Origin of the sequence: Okeanomitos corallinicola TIOX110, from assembly GCF_038050375.1 — a bacterium.
Lineage (GTDB): Bacteria > Cyanobacteriota > Cyanobacteriia > Cyanobacteriales > Nostocaceae > Okeanomitos > Okeanomitos corallinicola.
Window position 1 is genome coordinate 2,776,623 of the sequence record NZ_CP150886.1, and the last position, 20,821, is coordinate 2,797,443.

Sequence of the window (20,821 nt, forward strand, 5' to 3'; positions counted from 1 at the left end):
AATTTTGTCGGTGGTCAGTTTTAACTTCATAATTTTATCTTGTTGATTATGCAATGTAAGATTTATTAGTTACAACATAAAATAGACTTTTATTGATACTATTAAATTTGAAAATCTACAATTGATAAGCTGTTATGCAGCTAAAGTTTATAATTCTAAAATAGTTAAGTCTTGTGGTGTGGGCATCTTTGCCCGCTAGACTTATACAAATTAAATGCACAGCAGCTTAATTAAAATAAAACCCGGATGAAAAAATTACCGGGCATTTGAACTAATTAATTCTTAACGAAAGATTTCTGCAAAAAATTGTTTCATTGCTTTCCAGGAACGCTGATCTGCTTTTTCGTCATAAAGTGCGCCTTGAATCTCACCTTTATACACTGGGTTGGTGAAAGCATGAACTGCACCACCATAAGAAATCATCTGCCAGTCTACATTAGCTTCCCGCATTTCTTTTTCAAAGCCTTCTATTTGCTCTTTGGGTACAAAGGGATCATCTGCACCATGTAAAACTAATACTTTGGCTTTGATGTTTTTGGCATCTTCTAAGTTGGGAGTATCGAGATTACCATGAAAACTGGCAACACCAGCAATGTCTGCACCGCTACGGGCTAATTCTAAAACTGTACCACCACCAAAACAGTAACCAATGGCAGCAATTTTGTTAGTATCAGTCATTTCAAAGCTTTTTAGTTGTTCTAAGCCTGCATTTGCACGCGCTCTTAATAGCTGTCTATATTTACGGTAAAAACTGGACTGAGCAGCTGACTCTTGAGGATTTTTTGGTCTGACACCCTTACCATAAATGTCAGCAGCAAAAGCAACATAGCCAAGTTTTGCTAATTGTTCAGTCCGCTGTTTAGCATAGGACTGTAAACCGTTCCATTCATGAACAACTAAGACACCAGGACGTTTAGTTTTAATGGCATCATCATAGGCTAAATAACCTTCCAAAACTTTATTACCTTGCTTGTACTCAACAGTTTTAGTGATGATTTCTGCTAACGCATTTGTGGATGTCAACAACATTACCACTGGTGTAAACAAAACGGAAAGTAGAATTTTCATAAAGCGGTAAATACGACAACACTGATCATGGTAAATTATCCTGGAAAACCATTAAAATATTTACTTATGTCTTATAGTTTACTGCAAAAGTTTGGCTGTTACTGTCTGAGTAATTTTCAAGAATTCCTAAGAATGCCATTCTAGCAAGCTAAATTTTTTAGTTAAGTTAGATTATTAGTTACATAAATAAAAATCATTGTTGTTTTGCCTTATTAATCGGCTACTAACATAAAACCATGAGTGCAACTGCTACTATTTTTCAAAACCCCCTACTCCAAGGCCAAGGTTTACCTTCGTTTGCAGATATTACACCAGAGCAGGTAGAACCAGCTTTTAAACATCTTTTAGCAGAATTACAGGAAGAATTATCAATACTAGAAGCTAAGGTAAAACCAACCTGGAGTGGTTTAGTTGAACCCCTAGAAAAATTAACAGGCAAATTATATTGGAGTTGGGGAATACTTAACCATTTAATGGGTGTAAAAAACAGCCCTGATCTGCGTATTGCATATCAAAAAGTTCAGCCACAAGTAATACATTTTATTAATACTATTGGTCAAAGTAAGCCTATCTATAAAGCTTTTAAAGCCCTGCGTGATAGTGAGGACTGGAAAATTCTTGACTCAGCCCAGCAACGCATTGTTGAAGCAGCAATTAGGGATGCAAAACTATCTGGTGTAGGTTTGGAAGGAGAAACAAGAGAGCGTTTTAATGACATCCAAATGCAGTTAGCAGAACTAGCTACTGATTTTTCTAATCATCTTCTAGATGCGACGACTGCCTATAGTTTAGTTTTGACAAAACCAGAGGAAATTGACGGTTTACCCAGTAGTTTACTGAGTTTAGCTGCCCAAGCTGCCCGGATTGCTGGGGAAGAAAATGCTAATCCAGAATTTGGCCCCTGGCATATCACCTTAGATTTTCCTAGTTATTTTCCTTTTATGCAGCATAGTACCCGTAGAGATTTGCGGGAAAAATTATATAAGGCATATATTACCCGTGCTTCTTCTGGGAAATTGAACAATAACCCTTTAATTGAAAGGATTTTACAGTTACGACAAGAATTGTCAGAGTTACTAGGGTTTAAAAATTATGCTGAACTGAGTTTAACTAGCAAAATGGCTAAGGATGTTTCGGCGGTAGAAAAGCTCTTAGAAGAATTACGTCAAGCTAGTTATGATGCGGCTGTTAAAGATTTGGATGCTTTAAGAAAGTGTGCTAAGTCTCAGGGAGCAGTAGAGGCAGATAATTTACAACACTGGGATATTAGCTTTTGGGCAGAACGTCAACGGGAAGCTAAGTTTGCTTTTACTGAAGAGGAATTACGTCCTTATTTCCCACTTCCCCAAGTATTAGATGGGTTATTTGGGTTAATTAAACGGCTGTTTGGTGTGAATGTCACTCCTGCTGATGGTTTAGCACCGATTTGGCATGAAGATGTCCGCTATTTTAAGATTGCTGATAAATATGGTAATGCGATCGCCTACTTTTATCTAGACCCATACAGTCGTCCAGCAGAAAAACGCGGTGGTGCTTGGATGGATGCTTGCATTCATCGCGGTAAAGTGACAGAAAAAGGGATAACATCTGTCCGTTTACCTGTCGCTTACTTAATTTGTAACCAGACTCCCCCAGTAGATAATAAGCCTAGTTTAATGACCTTTGATGAGGTAGAAACTTTGTTCCATGAATTTGGACATGGTTTACACCATATGTTAACTAAGGTTGACTACACTGGCGCAGCAGGAATTAATAATGTGGAGTGGGATGCAGTAGAATTACCCAGCCAGTTTATGGAAAATTGGTGTTATGACCGTCCGACTTTGTTTGGGATGGCTAAACATTATGAAACTGGTGAACCATTACCAGAACATTATTATCAGAAGCTGTTAGCAGCACGTAATTACATGAGTGGTTCAGCAATGCTGCGTCAAATTCATCTCAGCACCATAGACATGGAATTACATTACCGCTATCGTCCCGGTGGTAAGCAAACAGCCGTAGATGTCCGCGAACGCATTGCTAAAACGACGACAATTTTATCCCCATTGCCAGAAGATGCTTTTTTATGTGCCTTTGGTCATATTTTTGAAGGTGGTTATGCGGCTGGATACTATAGCTACAAGTGGGCTGAAGTTCTCAGTGCTGATGCTTTCGCTGCTTTTGAAGAAGCTGGTTTAGAAGATGAAGAGGCAATACATGATACTGGTAGACGCTACCGAGATACCATTTTAGCCCTTGGCGGTAGTATGCACCCAATGGAAGTTTTTCAAGCTTTCCGAGGACGTGAACCTAGTACCACTGCACTACTCAAGCATAATGGGTTGTTAGGTGGTGTTAAAAACTAGAATTAGAAGTAGGTTGGGTTGACGCAAGAAAACCCAACACTGACAAAATCACGAATGATCAAAAAATGGCAGTAAATTTAGATGTTTAAAATAGTATCTAGTGCCACAACAACCATCAAAGATATATTGTGGTTTTTCATCCTTTTCATAATTCTGTTTGCAGGGGTTATGAGTAAAGAATTAGCCAATGCACAAACAACAGAAACAACAGAAACACCAAATAACACAATACCAGGAACAGAAACACCAAATACTAATATTGTAGAACCAGGAATAGAAACACCTGATCCTGGCAACCCATTTAATTCTTGTATTTTTGGATGTCAACAAATACCAGGTTCAGAAACGAAAATTATTAACCCTAATTTATCAATTCTCAATCCTAATCCTACTCCTGAACTAAAATTCACATATAGTTTTCTTAGTCAATTAAATCTTCCTATTCGTGAAGAAGTTAACGTTAATATATTTCAAGCCAGAAATGTTGCTCAAAGAATTGAACAAGCAACAGGTGTCAAACCTGCATTTATATATATCAGTTTTGTCCCTGTAGAAATTTTACCAGATTCAGTTTCTGGAACTAATAAACAAGATGCAAAAAACATTCCAGAAAAAAATACAGACGAAATAGAAATTATCTTGGTAACTGGGAAGGGAAACCCTGTTCTTTATCGGATACCGAATGTTACTAAAGGGAATATTTTAACAGTAATTGATGATTTTCGGACTCAAATTGTTGCTCCTCAATATCGGAATAGAAATAGTTATTTAAAACCTGCTCAACAACTCCATAAATGGCTAATTAAACCGATTGAGTCAGATTTACAAAAGTATGAAATTAACAATCTTGTTTTTTTATTAGATGCTGGTTTACGTTCTACACCTATGGCCGCGCTGCATGATGGTAAACAGTTTTTAGTAGAGAAATATAGTATTGGTTTAATGCCAAGTTTAACTTTAACTAATACACTTTATACAGATATTAAAAAATCGGAAATTTTAGCTATGGGTATTTCTCAAAGTACCCAAGGACAAGAACCTTTACCAGCAGTTCCTATTGAACTTAGAACTCTGGTTACTAAACTTTGGTCAGGTAAATTATTGTTAAATGAACAAACTACCGTAGAAAATCTTAAATCTCTGCGTCGTCAAAAACCTTTTGGGATTGTTCATTTAGCTACTCATGCTAATTTTACGGGTGGTGCAGTAGAGAATTCCTATATTCAATTATGGGAAAATAAACTACGTTTAAATCAAATTCGACAATTAGGTTTACATGAACCTCAAGTAGAAATGTTAGTAATAAGTGCTTGCAGGAGTGCTTTAGGAAATGAAGAAGCAGAAATTGGTTTTGCAGGTTTAGCAGTTTTAGCAGGGGTAAAAACCAGTGTTGCTAGTCTTTGGTCAGTAGATGATACTGGTACAGCAGCGTTAATGACTAAATTTTATGAAAGTTTGAAAACTGCTCCCATTCGTGCGGATGCTCTCAGACAAGCGCAGATAGCAATGGCCACTGGAAAGGTTTATTTAGAAAATGGTCAGTTACAAGGTATCAAGGAAATTGGTAGTTTACCTTTACCGGAAGAAAGTATTCAAGAACCAAATCAGTCTCTATCCCATCCGTATTTTTGGTCAGGTTTTACGATGGTTGGTAATCCTTGGTAATTCAATTATCTATCATTTATCAGTTAATAACTAATGACTAATTATGGATTATAACGAAGACTAAAATAGAAACCTTCATCTTGAGCATTATTACCCTTATCATCTAACTCAATAAAGGGAATACCATAATCCAGTCGCATTGTTAAATTATCAATTCCTAGTGCTTGATTCCATAATAATCCTAAACCTGCACTAGCTAAAAATGTTTGATCTTGTAAAGTATTAGGGTTGCCAGATTTATTCCAAACTGCACCGATGTTTGTGAAGGGAATTACTTGAATTACAGGTAATCCTGCGGCATTTCTGTTAACAGTAATTCGATCTTCTATTGCTACACGAAATCCATTGTCACCAGAACGCACATTCTGTCTATAACCTCTAATAGATTGACCACCACCGATAATAAATTGTTGAGAAGGTAAAAGACTATCAGGGGTAAGTTGTAAGTCTGCTTGCAAAATTAAAAGGTGATTTTGGTTTAGTTTTTGTACTCTTTGAATTTGACCTAACCAACTAAAAAAACGACTATCGGGAACAGGATCATCGTTAATTGTCGCATCTAATAAACCTGTACCAAAATTAAATTGCGATCGCAATGACCATGCACCTTGAGTATCTCTTCTCACATAATCTTGAGCAAATTTAATTACACTGGTACGACTAACACCATCTGGATCAGTTCCTGTCGCAAAGGGAAAAGGTTGATCAAAGTTGAGAAATGTTTGTCCATTTTGATGACTAAAACCTAAAGATAAAGCTAATTCTTCTCTAGGAGTTCTCACTATAGGTTGATAATAGTTAATTTCATATAATTCACTTTCTGCTTTAATTCCTAAATCTTTAAAATCTCCTGATGTGATTTCACTGTTACTAGGTGCAAATCTCAATTGCACTTTTCCATCCATTGCATTCATAGGAATTTGATAACTAAAATCAAAAATATTTGCACCACCTGTAACTGAACGATAATAGGAAGCTGCTAATTCATCACCTATTCCAGTTAAGTTTCTTTCTTTTAGTTGAATTCCTAATCTTTCTGAACCAATACTAGGATGTAAATAGTTATCTGCACTTAACCCAAATTTAAAGGATTTTGCTTCTTGTACTCTGACGACTAAAATACTTTGTCCCACTTTACCAGATGGACGTAAACTAGCTTCAATATTATCTAGCAGTGGATCAATTTTCAATAATCTTAGTTGTTCCTCTAATTTAATTGCATTGAGAGGAACTTTTGCACCTATTCTAATTCTATCTCTAATGTAATTTTGACTTAATCGTTTTGTGCCGATAATTTGGATTTCTGATAAACTACCCTCAATTATTTGGATTACTAATACCCCATTTTTAGTATTTTCTGTGTTTTGACTAACAGGAATAGCTCTAGAATTCAGATAATTTTCATTGAGATAAAGTTGGGTAATAGCATCAGCAGCTTTTCTAATTTCTTCTGGTGTTAATTCTTTATTTATAAATGATTGAACAATTTCATTTAATTGATTTTCACTAAAAATTGTACTACCAATAACTTTGATTTGCCGTACATAAATAGACTCAGATGTATTATTCTCTGATTGGATTGGGTTATCATCTGCTGTCTGTGTGATTATGGATGTACTATGATCTAGATGCAAATTGAGATCAGAGTTAATCAATTCCTGCTGATTACCATCATTAACTATAATCTTGTCATCATTAGCTATAACCTTAGTAGTATTCATGACTACAATTGAGGTTACATAAACCAACACTGAAATAAAATTGAATCTAAAACTGTGATTTTTCAGCATAATTCATTTTCATTTTGAGATTAAAAAACTTAACAAAATTTTTCAGTAAAAAATATTTAACAAAAAATATCTAACTAAGGTTGCACCTAAGTGATATTTCTAGCATTATATTGTCATAAGAGCAAAACTTCGGAGTCAATTTAGATGTTACCACTGATATCCGTTATCATCATCAATTACAACCGAGAATCTAATCTTGGAAATGCAATCACTAGTATTATCAAGCAAACACGGCAAAATTTAGAAATATTGGTGTGCGATGATGGTTCTACGGATAAATTAGTGGATATTACCCATGAATATACTCAAAAAGACTGTAGAGTCAAGGTAATAGCTCCATCTCAAGAACAAGCAATATCCAAAACTCAAGGTCTTTATAAAGGTATTTATATAAGTTTTGTAAAAAGTGATGAAATCCTGCACCCCCAAGCAATAGAAAATACTATAGCTACACTGAAACAGGATTTACTCACGAGTCACGGAATATCGAACCGCAGAGGACGCAGAGAACGCAGAGTCAAGAGTTTTTGTGTAGTTACCAGTCATCCAATTTCCCCAAAACCTCAAAAATCCCAAATCAGTGTTTTCAATAATGCAACTAAAACGATTAAATCAGTATTTTGGCGTTTGACACCCTACATTCTCCCCCTCATTGGACTTTTCACCACAGAACTATCTCACGCTCAAATAGTTCCTAATGCTGATGGTACAGGTACAAACGTCAACAATAATGGTAACACTATTAACATCAATGGTGGGACAACATCAGGTGCTAATCTATTCCATAGTTTCCAAGAATTTGGCTTAACCCAAGGACAAATAGCCAATTTTCTCTCTAACCCCAATATTCAAAATATTCTGGGTAGAATTACTGGTGGCAATGTTTCCATTATCAATGGTTTAATTCAAGTCACTGGTAGTAACGCCAACCTTTACTTAATGAATCCTGCTGGATTTATTTTTGGTAACAATGCCAGCTTAAATGTACCTAGTGCTTTTACTGCTACCACCGCCAATGGAATCGGTTTTGGTGAAAATTGGTTAAATGCTTTTGGTACAAATGACTACAGTGTCCTAGTGGGAAATCCTGACAGTTTTGCTTTTACTATGAATCAGCAAGGCGCAATTATCAACAGCGGTAATTTAGAAGTTGGTACAGGACAAAGTTTAAATCTTTTAGGTGGAACAGTAGTCAATACTGGTGAACTTTCAGCACCAGAGGGACAAATTACAGTTACATCCGTACCCGGAGAAAATTTAGTCAGGTTAACTCAACCAGGAAATTTACTCAGTTTAGAATTTCAACCTATTTCTGGACAAAATCAACCAAATAGCCCAATTTTATCAGTAGCTTCTTTACCAGAATTACTCACAGTCGGTAATACAGGCTTAATCGCTAACTCTGATGGTACAGTCCAGGTCAATGGTTCTGATACCAAACTCCCCACAACACCCGGTATAAGTATTGTTTCTGGCAATGTAGATGTATCTGGAAATACAGGCGGGCAAGTAAATATTCTGGGTGATCAAGTTGCTGTAATCAACACCAAAATTAATGCCTCTGGGACTAATGGTGGTGGTAAAGTCCTGGTTGGGGGAGATTTACAAGGACAGGGAAAATTACCCAATGCTACTAATACTTACGTAGATAATCAATCCTTGATTTCCTTAGACAGCACTACTAATGGTAATGGTGGCATAGGTATTATCTGGGCTGATAACGGTACAAAGTTTTTCGGTAATATTACTGCTCGTGGTGGTGCAAACGCCGGTAACGGTGGTTTTGTAGAAGTATCTGGTAAAAATTATTTAACTTTCAACGGCCTAGTAGATACCACAGCGGTTAATGGTCAAAAAGGTACTTTATTATTAGACCCCACCACTATCACTATCATTGATGCTCCGGCAAACGAGGGTAGTTTTGATAGTTCCTTTACCAGTACAATTGCTTCGGGAGATGCAGATAATGGTGCAAATACCATTTCTTGGGGAACATTAGCAAGTTTAGATGTTGGTGCAAATATTAACTTACAAGCGACGGGAGATATTACTATTAATGCCATCACAGGGGAAACACCGGGAGTAACTACCCCTGGGATAGCGACATTAAACTTGGGTGAAAGTGGTAGTTTTAGCTTGACATCAACTACTGGTGCAGTAAATTTTGTTAACCCCTCTAACACCATCAGAACCCTTGGGGGAGCAATTAGTATTTCTGGTGTCAGCTTAAATTTAGGAAACCTAGAAACCAGCGACTCTTTCTTGGATGTTGGCTCTTTAAGCAACAGCGGTAATGTTACTTTATCTGCTAGTGGTGATATTAATGTAGGTAACATTATTACTTCCATTAATAATAGTAACGCTACTGTACAAACTAGCGGTAGCAGAGCAGGTATTGTCGAAATTACAAGTAATAACGGTAGCATTACTGCTGGTATTATCAATTCATCTGTAAATAGAAATGGAGGCAGTATTTTTGTAGGTAGAGGGGGAGCAGTTAGTTTAAGTGCTAGAGAAAATATTACTGTCAACGGTGCAATTGATACATCTGTAACTACTAATTCTATAGACGGCACTCTTGATATTATTGGTGGTAATGTGGGTCTAACTACCACCAATTCCTTTGGAAGCACAATTCAATTTGATACTATTAATACTGGAATTATAACGAATAATACAGGTAGCTCAGTTCAAGGCGGTAATGTTGAAATTATTACTAATGGTTTAATTCAAGGTACAGGATCTGATAGCTTTAACAATACCATTGCCACAGGTGCATTTGAAAATACAGGTTTCTCCATTCCTACTTTATTCCCAATTTCCGGTGCAGGTGGAACAATCACAATTCAACATGATGGTGGTGCAGATAACGTTCCATTCACAGTGGGAACTACTGGTGTAACTAATGGTGTTGTAGGTACACTAAATCGTGGTGATGAAGCAATATCTAATGGTACTTTCCCTGTTTTACCCAATGGTGGTGATGCAACTGGTACACCAACAGGAATTACAATCACTTCTGTAAATACACCTCCTACTATCTCTGCAACTTCACCCATATCATTTAATGTGGAAGCAAATCAGCCTGTCAATTTTACATTTGCAGCTACTACCAATGATGTTAACGGTGATAATACAACGGTAGAAATTGATTCTATTTTGACTGGTACACTCACAAGAGGTGATACAGTTTTAGCACCAGGAAATACCATATCTGTGGGTGAGACATTAACCTACACTCCACCAGCAAATACAACAGGTTCAATTGATGCTTTTACAGTGAAATCGAGCGATATCGTTTCTACTTCCACACCTGTAACAGTCGCAATTAATATCAATCCTACTGAAACTATTCCCGAAACTCCTACAGAACCAGAAACTCCCACAGAACCAGAACCTTGTAGTTTCCAGTGTGAAGAACTACCAGGAGAAGAACCAAGTGTCCCTGAAAATCCTACAACTCCAACAACCACCACTATTCTCAATTCTGAACCGATTCCTGAAGATAAATTCACAGATAGTTTCACCAGTCAATTAGGTATACCTATTCCTCAAAAAACTACAACTATTAATGAAGCTGGTGAGATTGCTGCAAACATCGAAAAAGCCACAGGTGTTAAACCTGCATTTATCTATCTCAGTTTTGTCCCTGTAGAAATTATTTCAGCATCGGTTGGTAATAAACAGTCAAAACTTCTCAGTGAACAAGTAACAGAACAATTAGAAATTGTCGTTGTCACTGCTACTGGTAAACCCATCCGCAAGCGAGTTCCTAACGTTACCAAATCGGAAATTCTCAAAGTTGCTAAAGAATTCCGCGAACAAGTTGTTGCACCCCAATATCGTACCCGTACAACTTACTTAAAACCTGCTCAAAAACTCTACAGTTGGATAATTGAACCGATAGAGGCAGATTTACAAACCCAAGGAATTCAAAATCTAGTATTTTTACCTGATGTGGGTTTACGTTCTACCCCTATAGCAGCACTTCATGATGGTCAAGGGTTTTTGGTGGAAAAATACAGCATTGGTTTAATGCCTAGTTTATCTCTAACTAATACGCTGTATACAGACATTAAAAAATCTCAAGTTTTAGCTATGGGTGTTTCTCAAAGTACCCAAGGACAAGAACCTTTACCAGCAGTTCCCTTAGAAATCACAACTCTGATTAATAAACTCTGGTCTGGTAAATTATTACTCAACCAACAAGCAACTATTGATAATCTTCAATCTCTGCGTCGTCAACAACCTTTTGGTATTATCCACCTAGCTACCCATGCAGATTTTCTTAGTGGTGCTGTGGATAATTCTTATATTCAACTGTGGGATAATAAACTACGTTTAAACCAAATACGTCAATTAGGTTTTAATAATCCTCAAGTGGAAATGTTAGTTTTAAGTGCTTGCAGAAGTGCTTTAGGTAATGAAGAAGCGGAAATTGGTTTTGCTGGTTTAGCAGTTTTGGCAGGTGTGAAAACCAGTGTAGCTAGTCTTTGGGCTGTTGGTGATACTGGGACAGCGGCATTAATGACTAAATTTTATGAGAGTTTGAAAACTTCCCCAATTCGCGCTGATGCTCTCAGACAAGCACAAGTTGCAATGGCAAAAGGACAGGTTTATTTAAAGGATGGTAAGTTACAAGGGATAAAAGAAGTTGGTGACTTACCCCTACCAACCGAAAGCATTCAACAACCTAATCAGTCTCTGGCACATCCTTATTATTGGGCAGCTTTTACGATGGTTGGTAATCCTTGGTAAATCAGTTATCAGTCTGTTCACTGTTACCTATTTTCTAACTTAATTAATAAACTCACAAATCTAAATATTTAACAAAAATTAATGGAAGTTAAAAATAATAGTTAACATCATATTTCGTAAAGTTGATTGAGGTAAATTGAGAGTATGCTGAATTTAGCGAAAACCTAGTTGTACTTTTTGGTAATTAAGCACACACAAACTAAAACTTTTATTAGTTTTTTAGTCATTGATTAGTTTTGGTGCTAAAGATTGAAAACTAAATGCTAGATGCTAAAAGCGGAAATTCGTCTGTGCTTATTTGCTAACTAGGTTTTTGTACGAATTTGAGAACATCAATTCTGATTCTCAGTACAAGCAGAGAAACCCACAGAAACCCTTACAAAATTACCGAAGATGATACAAAAAATTTTGCTGGCTGTCTCTGGACTGGGACACGCAGAAGAAATGATGAAGACATTGAAGGAAATGCCATCTATTCAATCTGCAAGGGTTACAGTTCTACACGTCGTACCTTCACAAAGCTCTGAGGCTGCAATGACTCAGAAATGGGAAGAAGGCGGTAAAATTTTGGCTAATGCAATTCAGTATTTAAACTACGACCCTAGCCAGGTATCTTCTATTTTACGACAAGGAGATCCTAAAAATGTAGTTTGTCAAGTGGCTGACGAAGTAGACGCTGACTTGATTATCATGGGTTCACGAGGACTAAAACGGCTACAGTCAATTTTAGGTAACTCTGTCAGCCAATATGTTTTTCAGTTATCCTCTCGTCCTATGTTGCTGGTTAAAGATGACATTTATGTCAAAAGAATCAAGCGCGTTATGGTGGCAGTGGATAATTCTGAATCAGCGCAAAATTGCTTGAATTTAGCTTTATTTATGCTCAGAGATGTTGCAGGTAGCCAGTTGATTTTGGCTAATATCAATACTGACTTGGGTGGTAAGATATCGGGAATTACTGATATTAAACCAGAAAGAAATTCAGTTTTGGGTAATGCTGTCAACTTGGCTGAAAAACAAAGTATTCCTGTCCGTTGTATAACAAGTAGTGGTAAACCTGGTGAAGAAATCTGTCGCCTGGCTGAAGAACTGAATGTAGATTTGTTATTGCTTGGTTCTCCAGACCGTCGGCCTTCTATTGCCAAGAGTTTTGTAGATTTAGACAGACTTATCGGCTCTTCTTTGTCTGACTACGTGCGAGTTAATGCAACTTGTCCAGTTTTATTAGCAAGAACTGTCGCATAAATAGTTGTTGAAGATTGGGAATGGTGACTGAGGAAAATACATTGACTTTTGCTTCTTGCTTTTTCCCTATCACCAATCACCAATCACCAAACTGTTAGTTTTTTCCACCTTCGCGGCTGGCAGTTTGGATGTAAAGCATTATTAAAAAAACGGCGGGAACAAGTACAAATAAAATACTTGCTACAAACCCCAGGTCATTCACTTGCATGGCAAGATAGCCTCTCTTTATATTGATTTTCAGTCAACAATTTTAGAATAGCATCATAGACGACAGAGTTATCCCCAATTTTCTATTTTGGTACATTCCTTGGTTAAGGTTTAGTAACGACGCTGACAGGTCCATTTACTAGAGTTTGACAGGCTAAACGATAATTATTTGGTTTATTCTTAAATTTTCTATTCTCTACATCGGTACGGGGTGAAAGGTTTTCTAGTCCTGCAACTATTTCAACAATACAGGTGGCACATTGTCCAGCACCACCGCAGTTTGTCATTTTTCCCCAAAATTTATAGATATCAATCCCATTTTCTATAGCTTTGAGTCGCAAGTTTGCACCATCAGCTGCAATGATTTCTTTATTTTCTTTAATAAATTTGATGTTTCCCATATTTACCCTCTCTAAGTTTTTTCGTAGACGTTGTTATTGATTTTTTGTCATGCTCGTTACATTATTTTACTTAATTATGTTATTTTATTGCAAAATATTAAGAAATAATAAGCACTGTTTAGCACAAAATTAGGACAGGTGTAATTTACCTGCCCTGACAATTGATGCTCAATTAATTTATCTGAAACCAACTGCTGCTTGCCAAACAAAAGCCAGCAACAAGAAGAAAACAGGAATTACAGGGAGAACATCTACCAAGGGGTTGAAGATTTGGTAAGCTTCAGGCAGTTTTGCTAATAAAAGAGCGACTTCCATGTTTGTCTAAATCCAACTAATTCAATACAGATTTCATATTTGAGAAGCATTTTAACATGATTTAGTTATTAGGTATTAGTTATTAGTTATTGGGCATTGGGAACAAAATTAATGCTTTCCCCTACTTTTTTCTGTCACCTGTCACCGTGGCGTAGCACCTGTCACCTGTCATCCTCATCTTTTAGCCAGTGGCCAAAGTCTTGAACAAAGCGATCGCTCAAAATTGAGTCTCTAATTTTTTGGGTAAAGCGGATTAGTTCGGTAATGTTGTGAATACTTAATAATGTATAAGCTAATATTTCTTGCGATCGCACTAAATGGGAAATATAAGCACGGGTAAAGTTTGCACAGGCATAACAAGGGCAAGTTTCATCTAATGGTGTAAAATCTTCTCGAAACTTAGCATTTTTTAAATTCCATCTTTCACCATTAACTATAGCCGTACCATGTCTTGCCCAACGGGTGGGAATCACACAGTCAAATAAATCTACACCAGAGGCGATCGCAATGGCCATTTCTCGATAAGTACCCACACCCATCAAATAACGAGGCTTATTATGAGGTAAAAGTGGGGCTGTAGTTTTGACTATTTCTGCCATTAACTTCGTTGGTTCACCCACACTCACCCCACCAATAGCAAACCCTGGCATATCTAACTTAGCTAAATCTGTCGCAGCACGGGCGCGTAAATCTAAATACACTCCCCCTTGAACAATAGGAAACAGAGCCTGATCTGTGCGTTGATGTGCTGCTATACAACGTTCTAGCCATCGGTAAGTTCTGCTAGTAGCTGCTTCCACCTCTTGGCGAGTAGCAGGATAGGGGGGACATTCATCAAAAGCCATAATTACATCCGCCCCTAAAATATTCTGAATTTCTATAGAACGTTCTGGGGTAAGGTTAATAATTTTCCCATCGTGGGGAGAGCGAAAAGTTACACCTTCCTCTGTAATTTTTCTCATTTCGCTTAAACTAAAAACCTGGAATCCCCCGGAGTCTGTGAGCATCGGACCATTCCAGCCCATGAATTTGTGTAGTCCCCCACCCCCAGCCACAATTGCTTCTCCTGGTTGTAGATGTAAATGATAAGTATTAGATAGTACCATCTGCGCCCCTGTATCTTTGAGTTGGTTAGGGGTAATGGTTTTCACATTTGCCAGTGTTCCCACAGGCATAAATCTGGGAGTTTCTACAATTCCGTGGGGTGTGGAAAATACACCGACTCTAGCTTTTGTCTGACTACAGGTAGCTAGAAGTTGAAAAGAAAAATTCGGCATGGGAGATTGGGCATGGGGGATTAGGCATTGGGTAATATTTCTGAAGGAATAAATTGCCCAATACTGATTAATGGTAATTAGGGGTTAGACCCTGCTATATACTACAGTGCAATTGGGTATATTATTTCTAAGTCAAAAGCAATCAGAACAATCATCGTCAATTTCCGCATCCCATCGAGCCGATAGCACTTGATCCATCATTGCTTCTATTGCTCCGGTATTAAAATGGCGATCGCACCGTTCCTGTAAAGGTGTAGATAGAGGAATTAAACGCAAACAAAAATCTTCTTGAATTAAATCAAAGTATGTTTCCTGTTGAGGAGACTGCTTTAATTCCAGATAGTCAAAACTATATATATTCAGATATAAAGCATTATTAGCGACTAAAGTAGACCGTTGGTCATGGGCAAATACTTCCATTACATCTCCGTCACCCTCGCTGAGTAGTTTATTTTCTTGGGTGTAGACATAATGAACAGGACCTAAATCAGTCAATAGTCTGCGGATATCGAGTTTATTTACAATAGTCCCAGTATTTACAATACAAGGGGCTGGTATCCTGGTGTTGGGTAGATGATGACTCATAGAGAAATAAAAATTTAGGGAAGGTGAGTTACAACACAGCTAAAAAGTGAATGGACTAGCTTTTGGACTGGACAAAACCCTACATTTCCAAAATATCAACTTTATATGGTGATCGTCCATGAAAATTCCCAGATTTCATCTCAACTTTTTACAGTAAATTTTGATTCTGTATTTGAATCACTGATTTTTTCTATGATCTATTTTCGTCAAGCTTGGGAATTCTGCAAACAGCAATTTTTACAGGTTATTGCTTCTATATTATTTTATACTTGTATTCCGCTTCCCTATATCAAGGGCTTAGATTTCCAGAATGTGGCTTTTTTAGCTCCAGTAGTAGGTTTGATGATTGGAGGAATTTTAGGTTTATTAGATATAATAATTAATTACTTAAGTATTCCAGTATTAACCCGTACAGTTTTATTAGTAATAACTTGGATAGCTATTACAGGGGGTCTGCATTTAGATGGGGCAATGGATACTGCTGATGGTTTGGCGGTTGGTAATCCAGACAAACGTTTACAAGTTATGGCTGATAGTGCTACGGGTGCTTTTGGGGCGATGGTAGCGGTAGCTATTGTACTGATAAAAACTGCGGCGTTATTTGATATATCAGAAAATCGCTATTTGTTATTAATGGCGGCTTGTGGTTGGGGACGTTGGGGACAACAGGTGGCTATTTGGCAATATCCTTATTTGAAACCTACTGGTAAGGGTGCATTTCATAAACAAGCTATTCAATCGTACACAGATATATTACCAAGTTGGTTTTTGTTGCTGGGTTTGAGTATTTTGGTTTGGGTAATTAATCACCAGAATTTGTATTTAGCCATAGCTATGACTGTGGGAGGGAGTGCGATCGCTCTTTTAACCCCGGCTTGGTTTAATTATAAATTAGGTGGACATACAGGAGATACCTATGGTGCGGTGGTAGAATGGACTGAGGCTTTGTTTTTGTGTGTGATGACGGTTTTCTAAGAAAATAGTATGAGCATAGATAAGTTTAAGCTTAATCATAAAACAATCTTATAATTAACAGATATTAGTTTTAACATTCATAATTTACTGCTATTTGCCTTTAGATTTTCTTAATAATTAATTGAGAATTATTTTTATTAGCCAACGAGCTTGCAATACTTTCAGGGATTTGCTATGATTTTGGAAATTTTCATAATTGGATTTTTGTAACTATTTTTGCGTTTTTACAAAAGTTAATTTTTATAAATATTGATATATCTGGGTTTGAGGAATTTAGTGGAAATTAGACTTTAAGAAACTTTACAGAAATATGGTGAGTTGAAAAACTATTTTTTAGTGGTCTGGATTAGATATAACAGGCTGGTATATTTTTACTATTGACAGAATTGAGTAAATGTGGGATGAGAGATAGCTTTAACAAAACTGACTAGGTTTTAACAAATCTCCTGCTACTAATAATAGAATATCCTAGAGGAGCAGAACCAAAATTTTCTGTTAGGTAATTTAAAGATGAGTAGGAAAATATTTAGGTTAGAAGTCAAAGAAGGTTTATTAATTCTTCCCCCAGAAGTTAGGGAATATTTACGTCAATGTCCAGAAGAAAGTGAGATTGATTTAATGATTCAGCCTCCATTAAGTTTGAGTTTTCAGCATAGTGATATTCAGGAAAATAATCAACAAGATATACAGATGAAGTGGAATAATTGGTTAAAAGAAGTTGAACAACTAGAAATTTTACCTGCTGATTCTCCAGGAGATGATTATGGTTCAGCACTACTGAAAAAATATAGAAGTCAAGGCTTTGATATATGATTCTCTGTGATGCTGGTCCTCTTTTTGCTCTTGTTGATCAAACACAACCTCAACACGAATCTATCAGGAAAGCAGTAACTAAACTTTCAACGCCATTGATTACGACATGGCCATGTTTTACAGAAGCAATGTATCTAGCTTTGCATCGTGGAGGATGGGTAATGCAAAATCAGTTGGGAAAGCTAATAATTAACAATATGTTAACTTTTTATGAAATTAAAATAACAGATTATGAACGTCTATTTGAATTAATGAAGAAGTATCAAGATCGTCCAATGGATCTTGCAGATGGAACTCTTGTGATTGCTGCTGAATGTCTGGGAATAAACAGAATATTGACTTTAGATTCAGATTTTTTCTTTTATCTCATCAATGATTCTCAACCTTTCAATGTTATTAATTTGCATGATTTGAAATGACTACGAATTATTAGAAGTTTGACATTGGGTAAGGGTAAAACAAAAGCTCAACCCCTACATTTTAAATCAATTACAGGATCGGGTAATGGCGATGTAGAGACATTTCATTAAACATCTCTACAATTTATTTGCCCTAAATCATAATTTCCAAATTGGTAGCAGCAGCATTGATTAAAGAATCAGGATTACTTAGGAGCAAATCTCCAGGTGTTTCCCAGAAGAAAGCACCACCAAGTCCTAAGTTTTTGACGTAATCTGTTTTCGCTCCAATAGAATTTGTATCTTCGTAAGTAAAAAACTCTTTGGTCGTAGAATTGTAGAGATAGGGTACTTTAGCACTATCATCCCAGAAATATTCATAATTAGAACAACAAATAATATACCATTTCGCAACTCATCAGCAGCCATTCACAATTAATTCTTTCATCAATAAATTACCTCATATTTCCACATCTGATCTTTTTCAAGCAATAGACAATATATATTCACGTTGTCTAATTGAAAAAATAGCAGGTCAATACACCTTACAGCCTTTGATTATAGAATATGTGCAGAATAATTTTTACCAAAGTCTTGACCCGTTTGTGAATTTTTAGTAACAGCAAACCAGTGGTGAGAAAATAGTTAGCTTTCGCACCCGCCAGAGAATAAATTCTCTGTCTCATAGCTCAAGTCCGTTAAAACGGACTAATTAATTTTCCTGATGTTTAGTCATCTTTAGATGACTTTTGCTATGAGACTGGGAATTCATTCCCTGTCGGGTGATAGGTTTTACTCAACCCCCTACAGCAGTCAGGATATCCAGGAGTGAGAAAAAAATAAAAAATCTATATTCTCTGTCACCTGTCACCTGTCACCTATCACCTAAAATTAAGGTGCAAGAGCATTACCACGCAACAAACTAGCAATAGTTTTAGCTGTAATTTTTAACTGCGTAATAGGATTAGCTGGAACTACAGTTTTGTACAAATAACTATCAAAAGTTAGCTTTTGTACATCCATGTCATCACACATTTCTACAAATGCTTCCCGTGTGGCATCGGAACGGTAGAACACGGTTTGCAGAATATCCAAAACCTTGTAGGTTAAACCGTATTTCTTATCCCAACGCTTGAGGTAAAGTTTCAATTCTTTCTCAGAAGGGATACGCGCACCATTGTTAGAAATTTCCACAATGGTTTCTGCACACATCCGGCCAGACTTAGCCGCAAAGTAAATACCTTCCCCAGAAGACTTGGTAACATAACCAGCAGCATCACCAACTAAAGCAATGCGGCCAACTACACGACGAGGACGGGGATGTTCAGGAATTGGATGAGCTTCTACCTTGATAATTTGACCACCAGCTAATTTGTCCGCAGCGCGAGCGCGAATACCAGCTTGTAATTTTTTAATATCTCTTTGGTTGACGTGCATTGTACCCGTACCAACTGCTACGTGGTCATATTTGGGGAATACCCAAGCGTAGAAGTCAGTAGAAACATCATCACCTACATACATTTCCGCCATATCGCTGTAGTAGGCCATCTTATCTTCAGGAATGCGAATTCTTTCTTGGAAAGCGATCGCATAATTGTAATCCCCAGCATCCATTTCCTTAGCAATACGGGAATTTGCACCATCTGCTCCAATGACTAAATCTACCTTCAGAGTTTTTGGAGTTCCTTCAGCATCGCCGTTGGAATGATCAAAATAATGAATTGTATAGGGGTCAGTGTTATTTGTGGGCATATCAAGTTTACGAACAGTGGCGTTAATTAATGTCGCGCCTAGTTTAGCTGCCCGATCCCGCAAAAAGCCGTCCAATACTTCACGACGGCACATTCCGATATATTCATCTTCATTTACCAGATTGATATCTACCTCACGGTTAGAGGGAGAAATCATTTTCATTTTCCGTACTTGACGGTCAATAATTTCTGGAGGTAGTTCAAATTCACTAACCATGCACAAGGGAATAGCACCCCCGCAGGGTTTAGCGTTATCAAGCTTCCGCTCAAATAGATATGTTTCGATGCCAGCTTTTGCTAATGTTTCAGCAGCGCATGAACCAGCAGGACCTGAACCAACAACTGCAACCCGTAGTGTCAAAGGTTTTCTCCCTATTTTCACATTTACCCAAAGAATCCTATCATGGACTTTCGGTTGATTTGACGCTCAGGCTTAATGTTTTAGCAGAATTGCAATAATCCTTAACATTTCGTCATATTTGCTGAAGTAAAAAACACTCTCTCCGGGATTATTAGTAGATATGAGTCAATGGTAACTAAAATAAATACTTATTGATGGATTGCTTACTAGGTTTAGGTAAGTAATTTGTAGTTTGTAATTTGTAATTAAAAAACAACAGTAACCTAGATCATGCCCAAGTAAGTAATTTTATGAATAAAAACATATTTCTTATCCCAGCTTCTGTATCGGATTCTGCTATCAGAAGCATAAGTGTTTCCGCAATTACCGGATATCAAAAATATCTTTCTCCCCATAAAGGTTTTGCTTGCGCTCATCGAGTTTTGTATGGTAGTGAGTCTTGTTCTCAATATATTAAACAAGTTATTGCTAAAGAGGGTTTAAAAACTGCCTTGGTTAAATCACGTCTAAGATTTCAAAGTTGTAAACAAGCTCATCTGATTCTCAGATCCCAAGCAGAGGAAACTGAGGAAAGTCAACAAGAAAAGAAACAACAGCCGACAATACCTAAATCATCTTGTCAAGATAGTCTTGTTGCGGATTTAGGAACTGCTTGCGCTCAAATAAGTTGTGAAGGATGTGTTTCCTCATCCTGTAGTGGTTTAGATTTTGGGGTTTTAGATTGTGGAGTTTTAGATTGTGGGATTTTAGATTGTGCAAGTTGTGGCTGGTAATTTTCTGTAATTTCCCGAATTCAAAATGTGATATAAAATAAAGTACAGTAATCCTACCCATGAACCGTAGATTAGTTACAGAGGTGTAAAA

General features: G+C 37.0%; 17 protein-coding genes. 8 read left to right on the forward strand and 9 right to left on the reverse strand.

Going from position 1 to position 20,821, the window contains the following annotated elements:
- Positions 1–282: 282 nt before the first annotated feature.
- Positions 283–1,068, reverse strand: a complete 786-nt coding sequence (locus WJM97_RS12025; RefSeq protein WP_353929045.1) for a dienelactone hydrolase family protein — start codon at positions 1,066–1,068, stop codon at positions 283–285.
- Between the two features lie 236 nt (positions 1,069–1,304).
- Between WJM97_RS12025 and WJM97_RS12030 the strand changes: the two genes are divergently transcribed.
- Positions 1,305–3,416: a M3 family metallopeptidase gene (locus tag WJM97_RS12030; protein WP_353929046.1), complete on the forward strand. Its 2,112-nt coding sequence runs from the start codon at positions 1,305–1,307 to the stop codon at positions 3,414–3,416.
- 168 nt (positions 3,417–3,584) lie between these two features.
- A complete protein-coding gene (locus WJM97_RS12035; RefSeq protein WP_353929047.1) occupies positions 3,585–5,081 on the forward strand; it encodes a CHAT domain-containing protein in 1,497 nt (498 codons plus the stop codon).
- Between the two features lie 41 nt (positions 5,082–5,122).
- Here the strand turns inward: WJM97_RS12035 and WJM97_RS12040 are convergent, their stop codons facing one another.
- A complete protein-coding gene (locus tag WJM97_RS12040; RefSeq protein WP_353929048.1) occupies positions 5,123–6,802 on the reverse strand; it encodes a ShlB/FhaC/HecB family hemolysin secretion/activation protein in 1,680 nt (559 codons plus the stop codon).
- Between the two features lie 213 nt (positions 6,803–7,015).
- Between WJM97_RS12040 and WJM97_RS12045 the strand changes: the two genes are divergently transcribed.
- Both WJM97_RS12045 and WJM97_RS12050 read left to right on the forward strand, forming a co-directional pair.
- On the forward strand, positions 7,016–11,629 hold the full coding sequence (locus WJM97_RS12045; protein WP_353929049.1) for a CHAT domain-containing protein: 4,614 nt from the start codon (positions 7,016–7,018) through the stop codon (positions 11,627–11,629).
- A gap of 393 nt (positions 11,630–12,022) precedes the next feature.
- The gene (locus WJM97_RS12050) at positions 12,023–12,874 is read left to right on the forward strand and encodes a universal stress protein (protein WP_353929050.1); all 852 of its coding nucleotides are present in this window, start codon (positions 12,023–12,025) and stop codon (positions 12,872–12,874) included.
- Between the two features lie 94 nt (positions 12,875–12,968).
- Here the strand turns inward: WJM97_RS12050 and psbM are convergent, their stop codons facing one another.
- The 5 genes from psbM to WJM97_RS12075 all read right to left on the reverse strand — a co-directional run bounded on the left by psbM (position 12,969) and on the right by WJM97_RS12075 (position 15,659).
- Positions 12,969–13,082 carry a photosystem II reaction center protein PsbM gene (gene psbM / locus WJM97_RS12055; RefSeq protein ID WP_353929051.1) on the reverse strand — a complete coding sequence of 38 codons (114 nt, stop codon included), beginning with the start codon at positions 13,080–13,082 and terminating at the stop codon, positions 12,969–12,971.
- A 103-nt stretch (positions 13,083–13,185) separates the two neighbouring features.
- Entirely contained in the window at positions 13,186–13,482 is a 297-nt protein-coding gene (locus WJM97_RS12060; RefSeq protein ID WP_353929052.1) for a 2Fe-2S iron-sulfur cluster-binding protein, read from the reverse strand.
- A 177-nt stretch (positions 13,483–13,659) separates the two neighbouring features.
- Complete coding sequence (locus tag WJM97_RS12065; RefSeq protein WP_353929053.1) at positions 13,660–13,797, reverse strand: photosystem II reaction center protein K; 138 nt, start codon at positions 13,795–13,797, stop codon at positions 13,660–13,662.
- A gap of 161 nt (positions 13,798–13,958) precedes the next feature.
- Positions 13,959–15,074 carry a tRNA guanosine(34) transglycosylase Tgt gene (gene tgt, locus WJM97_RS12070; RefSeq protein WP_353929054.1) on the reverse strand — a complete coding sequence of 372 codons (1,116 nt, stop codon included), beginning with the start codon at positions 15,072–15,074 and terminating at the stop codon, positions 13,959–13,961.
- A 132-nt stretch (positions 15,075–15,206) separates the two neighbouring features.
- A complete protein-coding gene (locus WJM97_RS12075; protein WP_353929055.1) occupies positions 15,207–15,659 on the reverse strand; it encodes a hypothetical protein in 453 nt (150 codons plus the stop codon).
- 192 nt (positions 15,660–15,851) lie between these two features.
- Here WJM97_RS12075 and cobS point away from each other — a divergent pair, with 192 nt between their 5' ends.
- The 3 genes from cobS to WJM97_RS12090 all read left to right on the forward strand — a co-directional run bounded on the left by cobS (position 15,852) and on the right by WJM97_RS12090 (position 17,866).
- Positions 15,852–16,634, forward strand: a complete 783-nt coding sequence (gene cobS / locus WJM97_RS12080) for an adenosylcobinamide-GDP ribazoletransferase (RefSeq protein WP_353929056.1) — start codon at positions 15,852–15,854, stop codon at positions 16,632–16,634.
- Between the two features lie 510 nt (positions 16,635–17,144).
- The gene (locus WJM97_RS12085) at positions 17,145–17,447 is read left to right on the forward strand and encodes a hypothetical protein (RefSeq protein ID WP_353929057.1); all 303 of its coding nucleotides are present in this window, start codon (positions 17,145–17,147) and stop codon (positions 17,445–17,447) included.
- Complete coding sequence (locus tag WJM97_RS12090; RefSeq protein WP_353929058.1) at positions 17,444–17,866, forward strand: nucleic acid-binding protein; 423 nt, start codon at positions 17,444–17,446, stop codon at positions 17,864–17,866. The genes WJM97_RS12085 and WJM97_RS12090 overlap by 4 nt, the downstream gene beginning before the upstream one ends.
- A gap of 133 nt (positions 17,867–17,999) precedes the next feature.
- Here the strand turns inward: WJM97_RS12090 and WJM97_RS12095 are convergent, their stop codons facing one another.
- Both WJM97_RS12095 and chlP read right to left on the reverse strand, forming a co-directional pair.
- Complete coding sequence (locus WJM97_RS12095) at positions 18,000–18,245, reverse strand: glycosyl hydrolase family 18 protein (protein WP_353933158.1); 246 nt, start codon at positions 18,243–18,245, stop codon at positions 18,000–18,002.
- A gap of 491 nt (positions 18,246–18,736) precedes the next feature.
- A complete protein-coding gene (chlP, locus tag WJM97_RS12100; protein WP_353929059.1) occupies positions 18,737–19,957 on the reverse strand; it encodes a geranylgeranyl reductase in 1,221 nt (406 codons plus the stop codon).
- Between the two features lie 290 nt (positions 19,958–20,247).
- Here chlP and yidD point away from each other — a divergent pair, with 290 nt between their 5' ends.
- Positions 20,248–20,730 carry a membrane protein insertion efficiency factor YidD gene (gene yidD, locus WJM97_RS12105; RefSeq protein ID WP_353929060.1) on the forward strand — a complete coding sequence of 161 codons (483 nt, stop codon included), beginning with the start codon at positions 20,248–20,250 and terminating at the stop codon, positions 20,728–20,730.
- Positions 20,731–20,821: the final 91 nt, after the last annotated feature.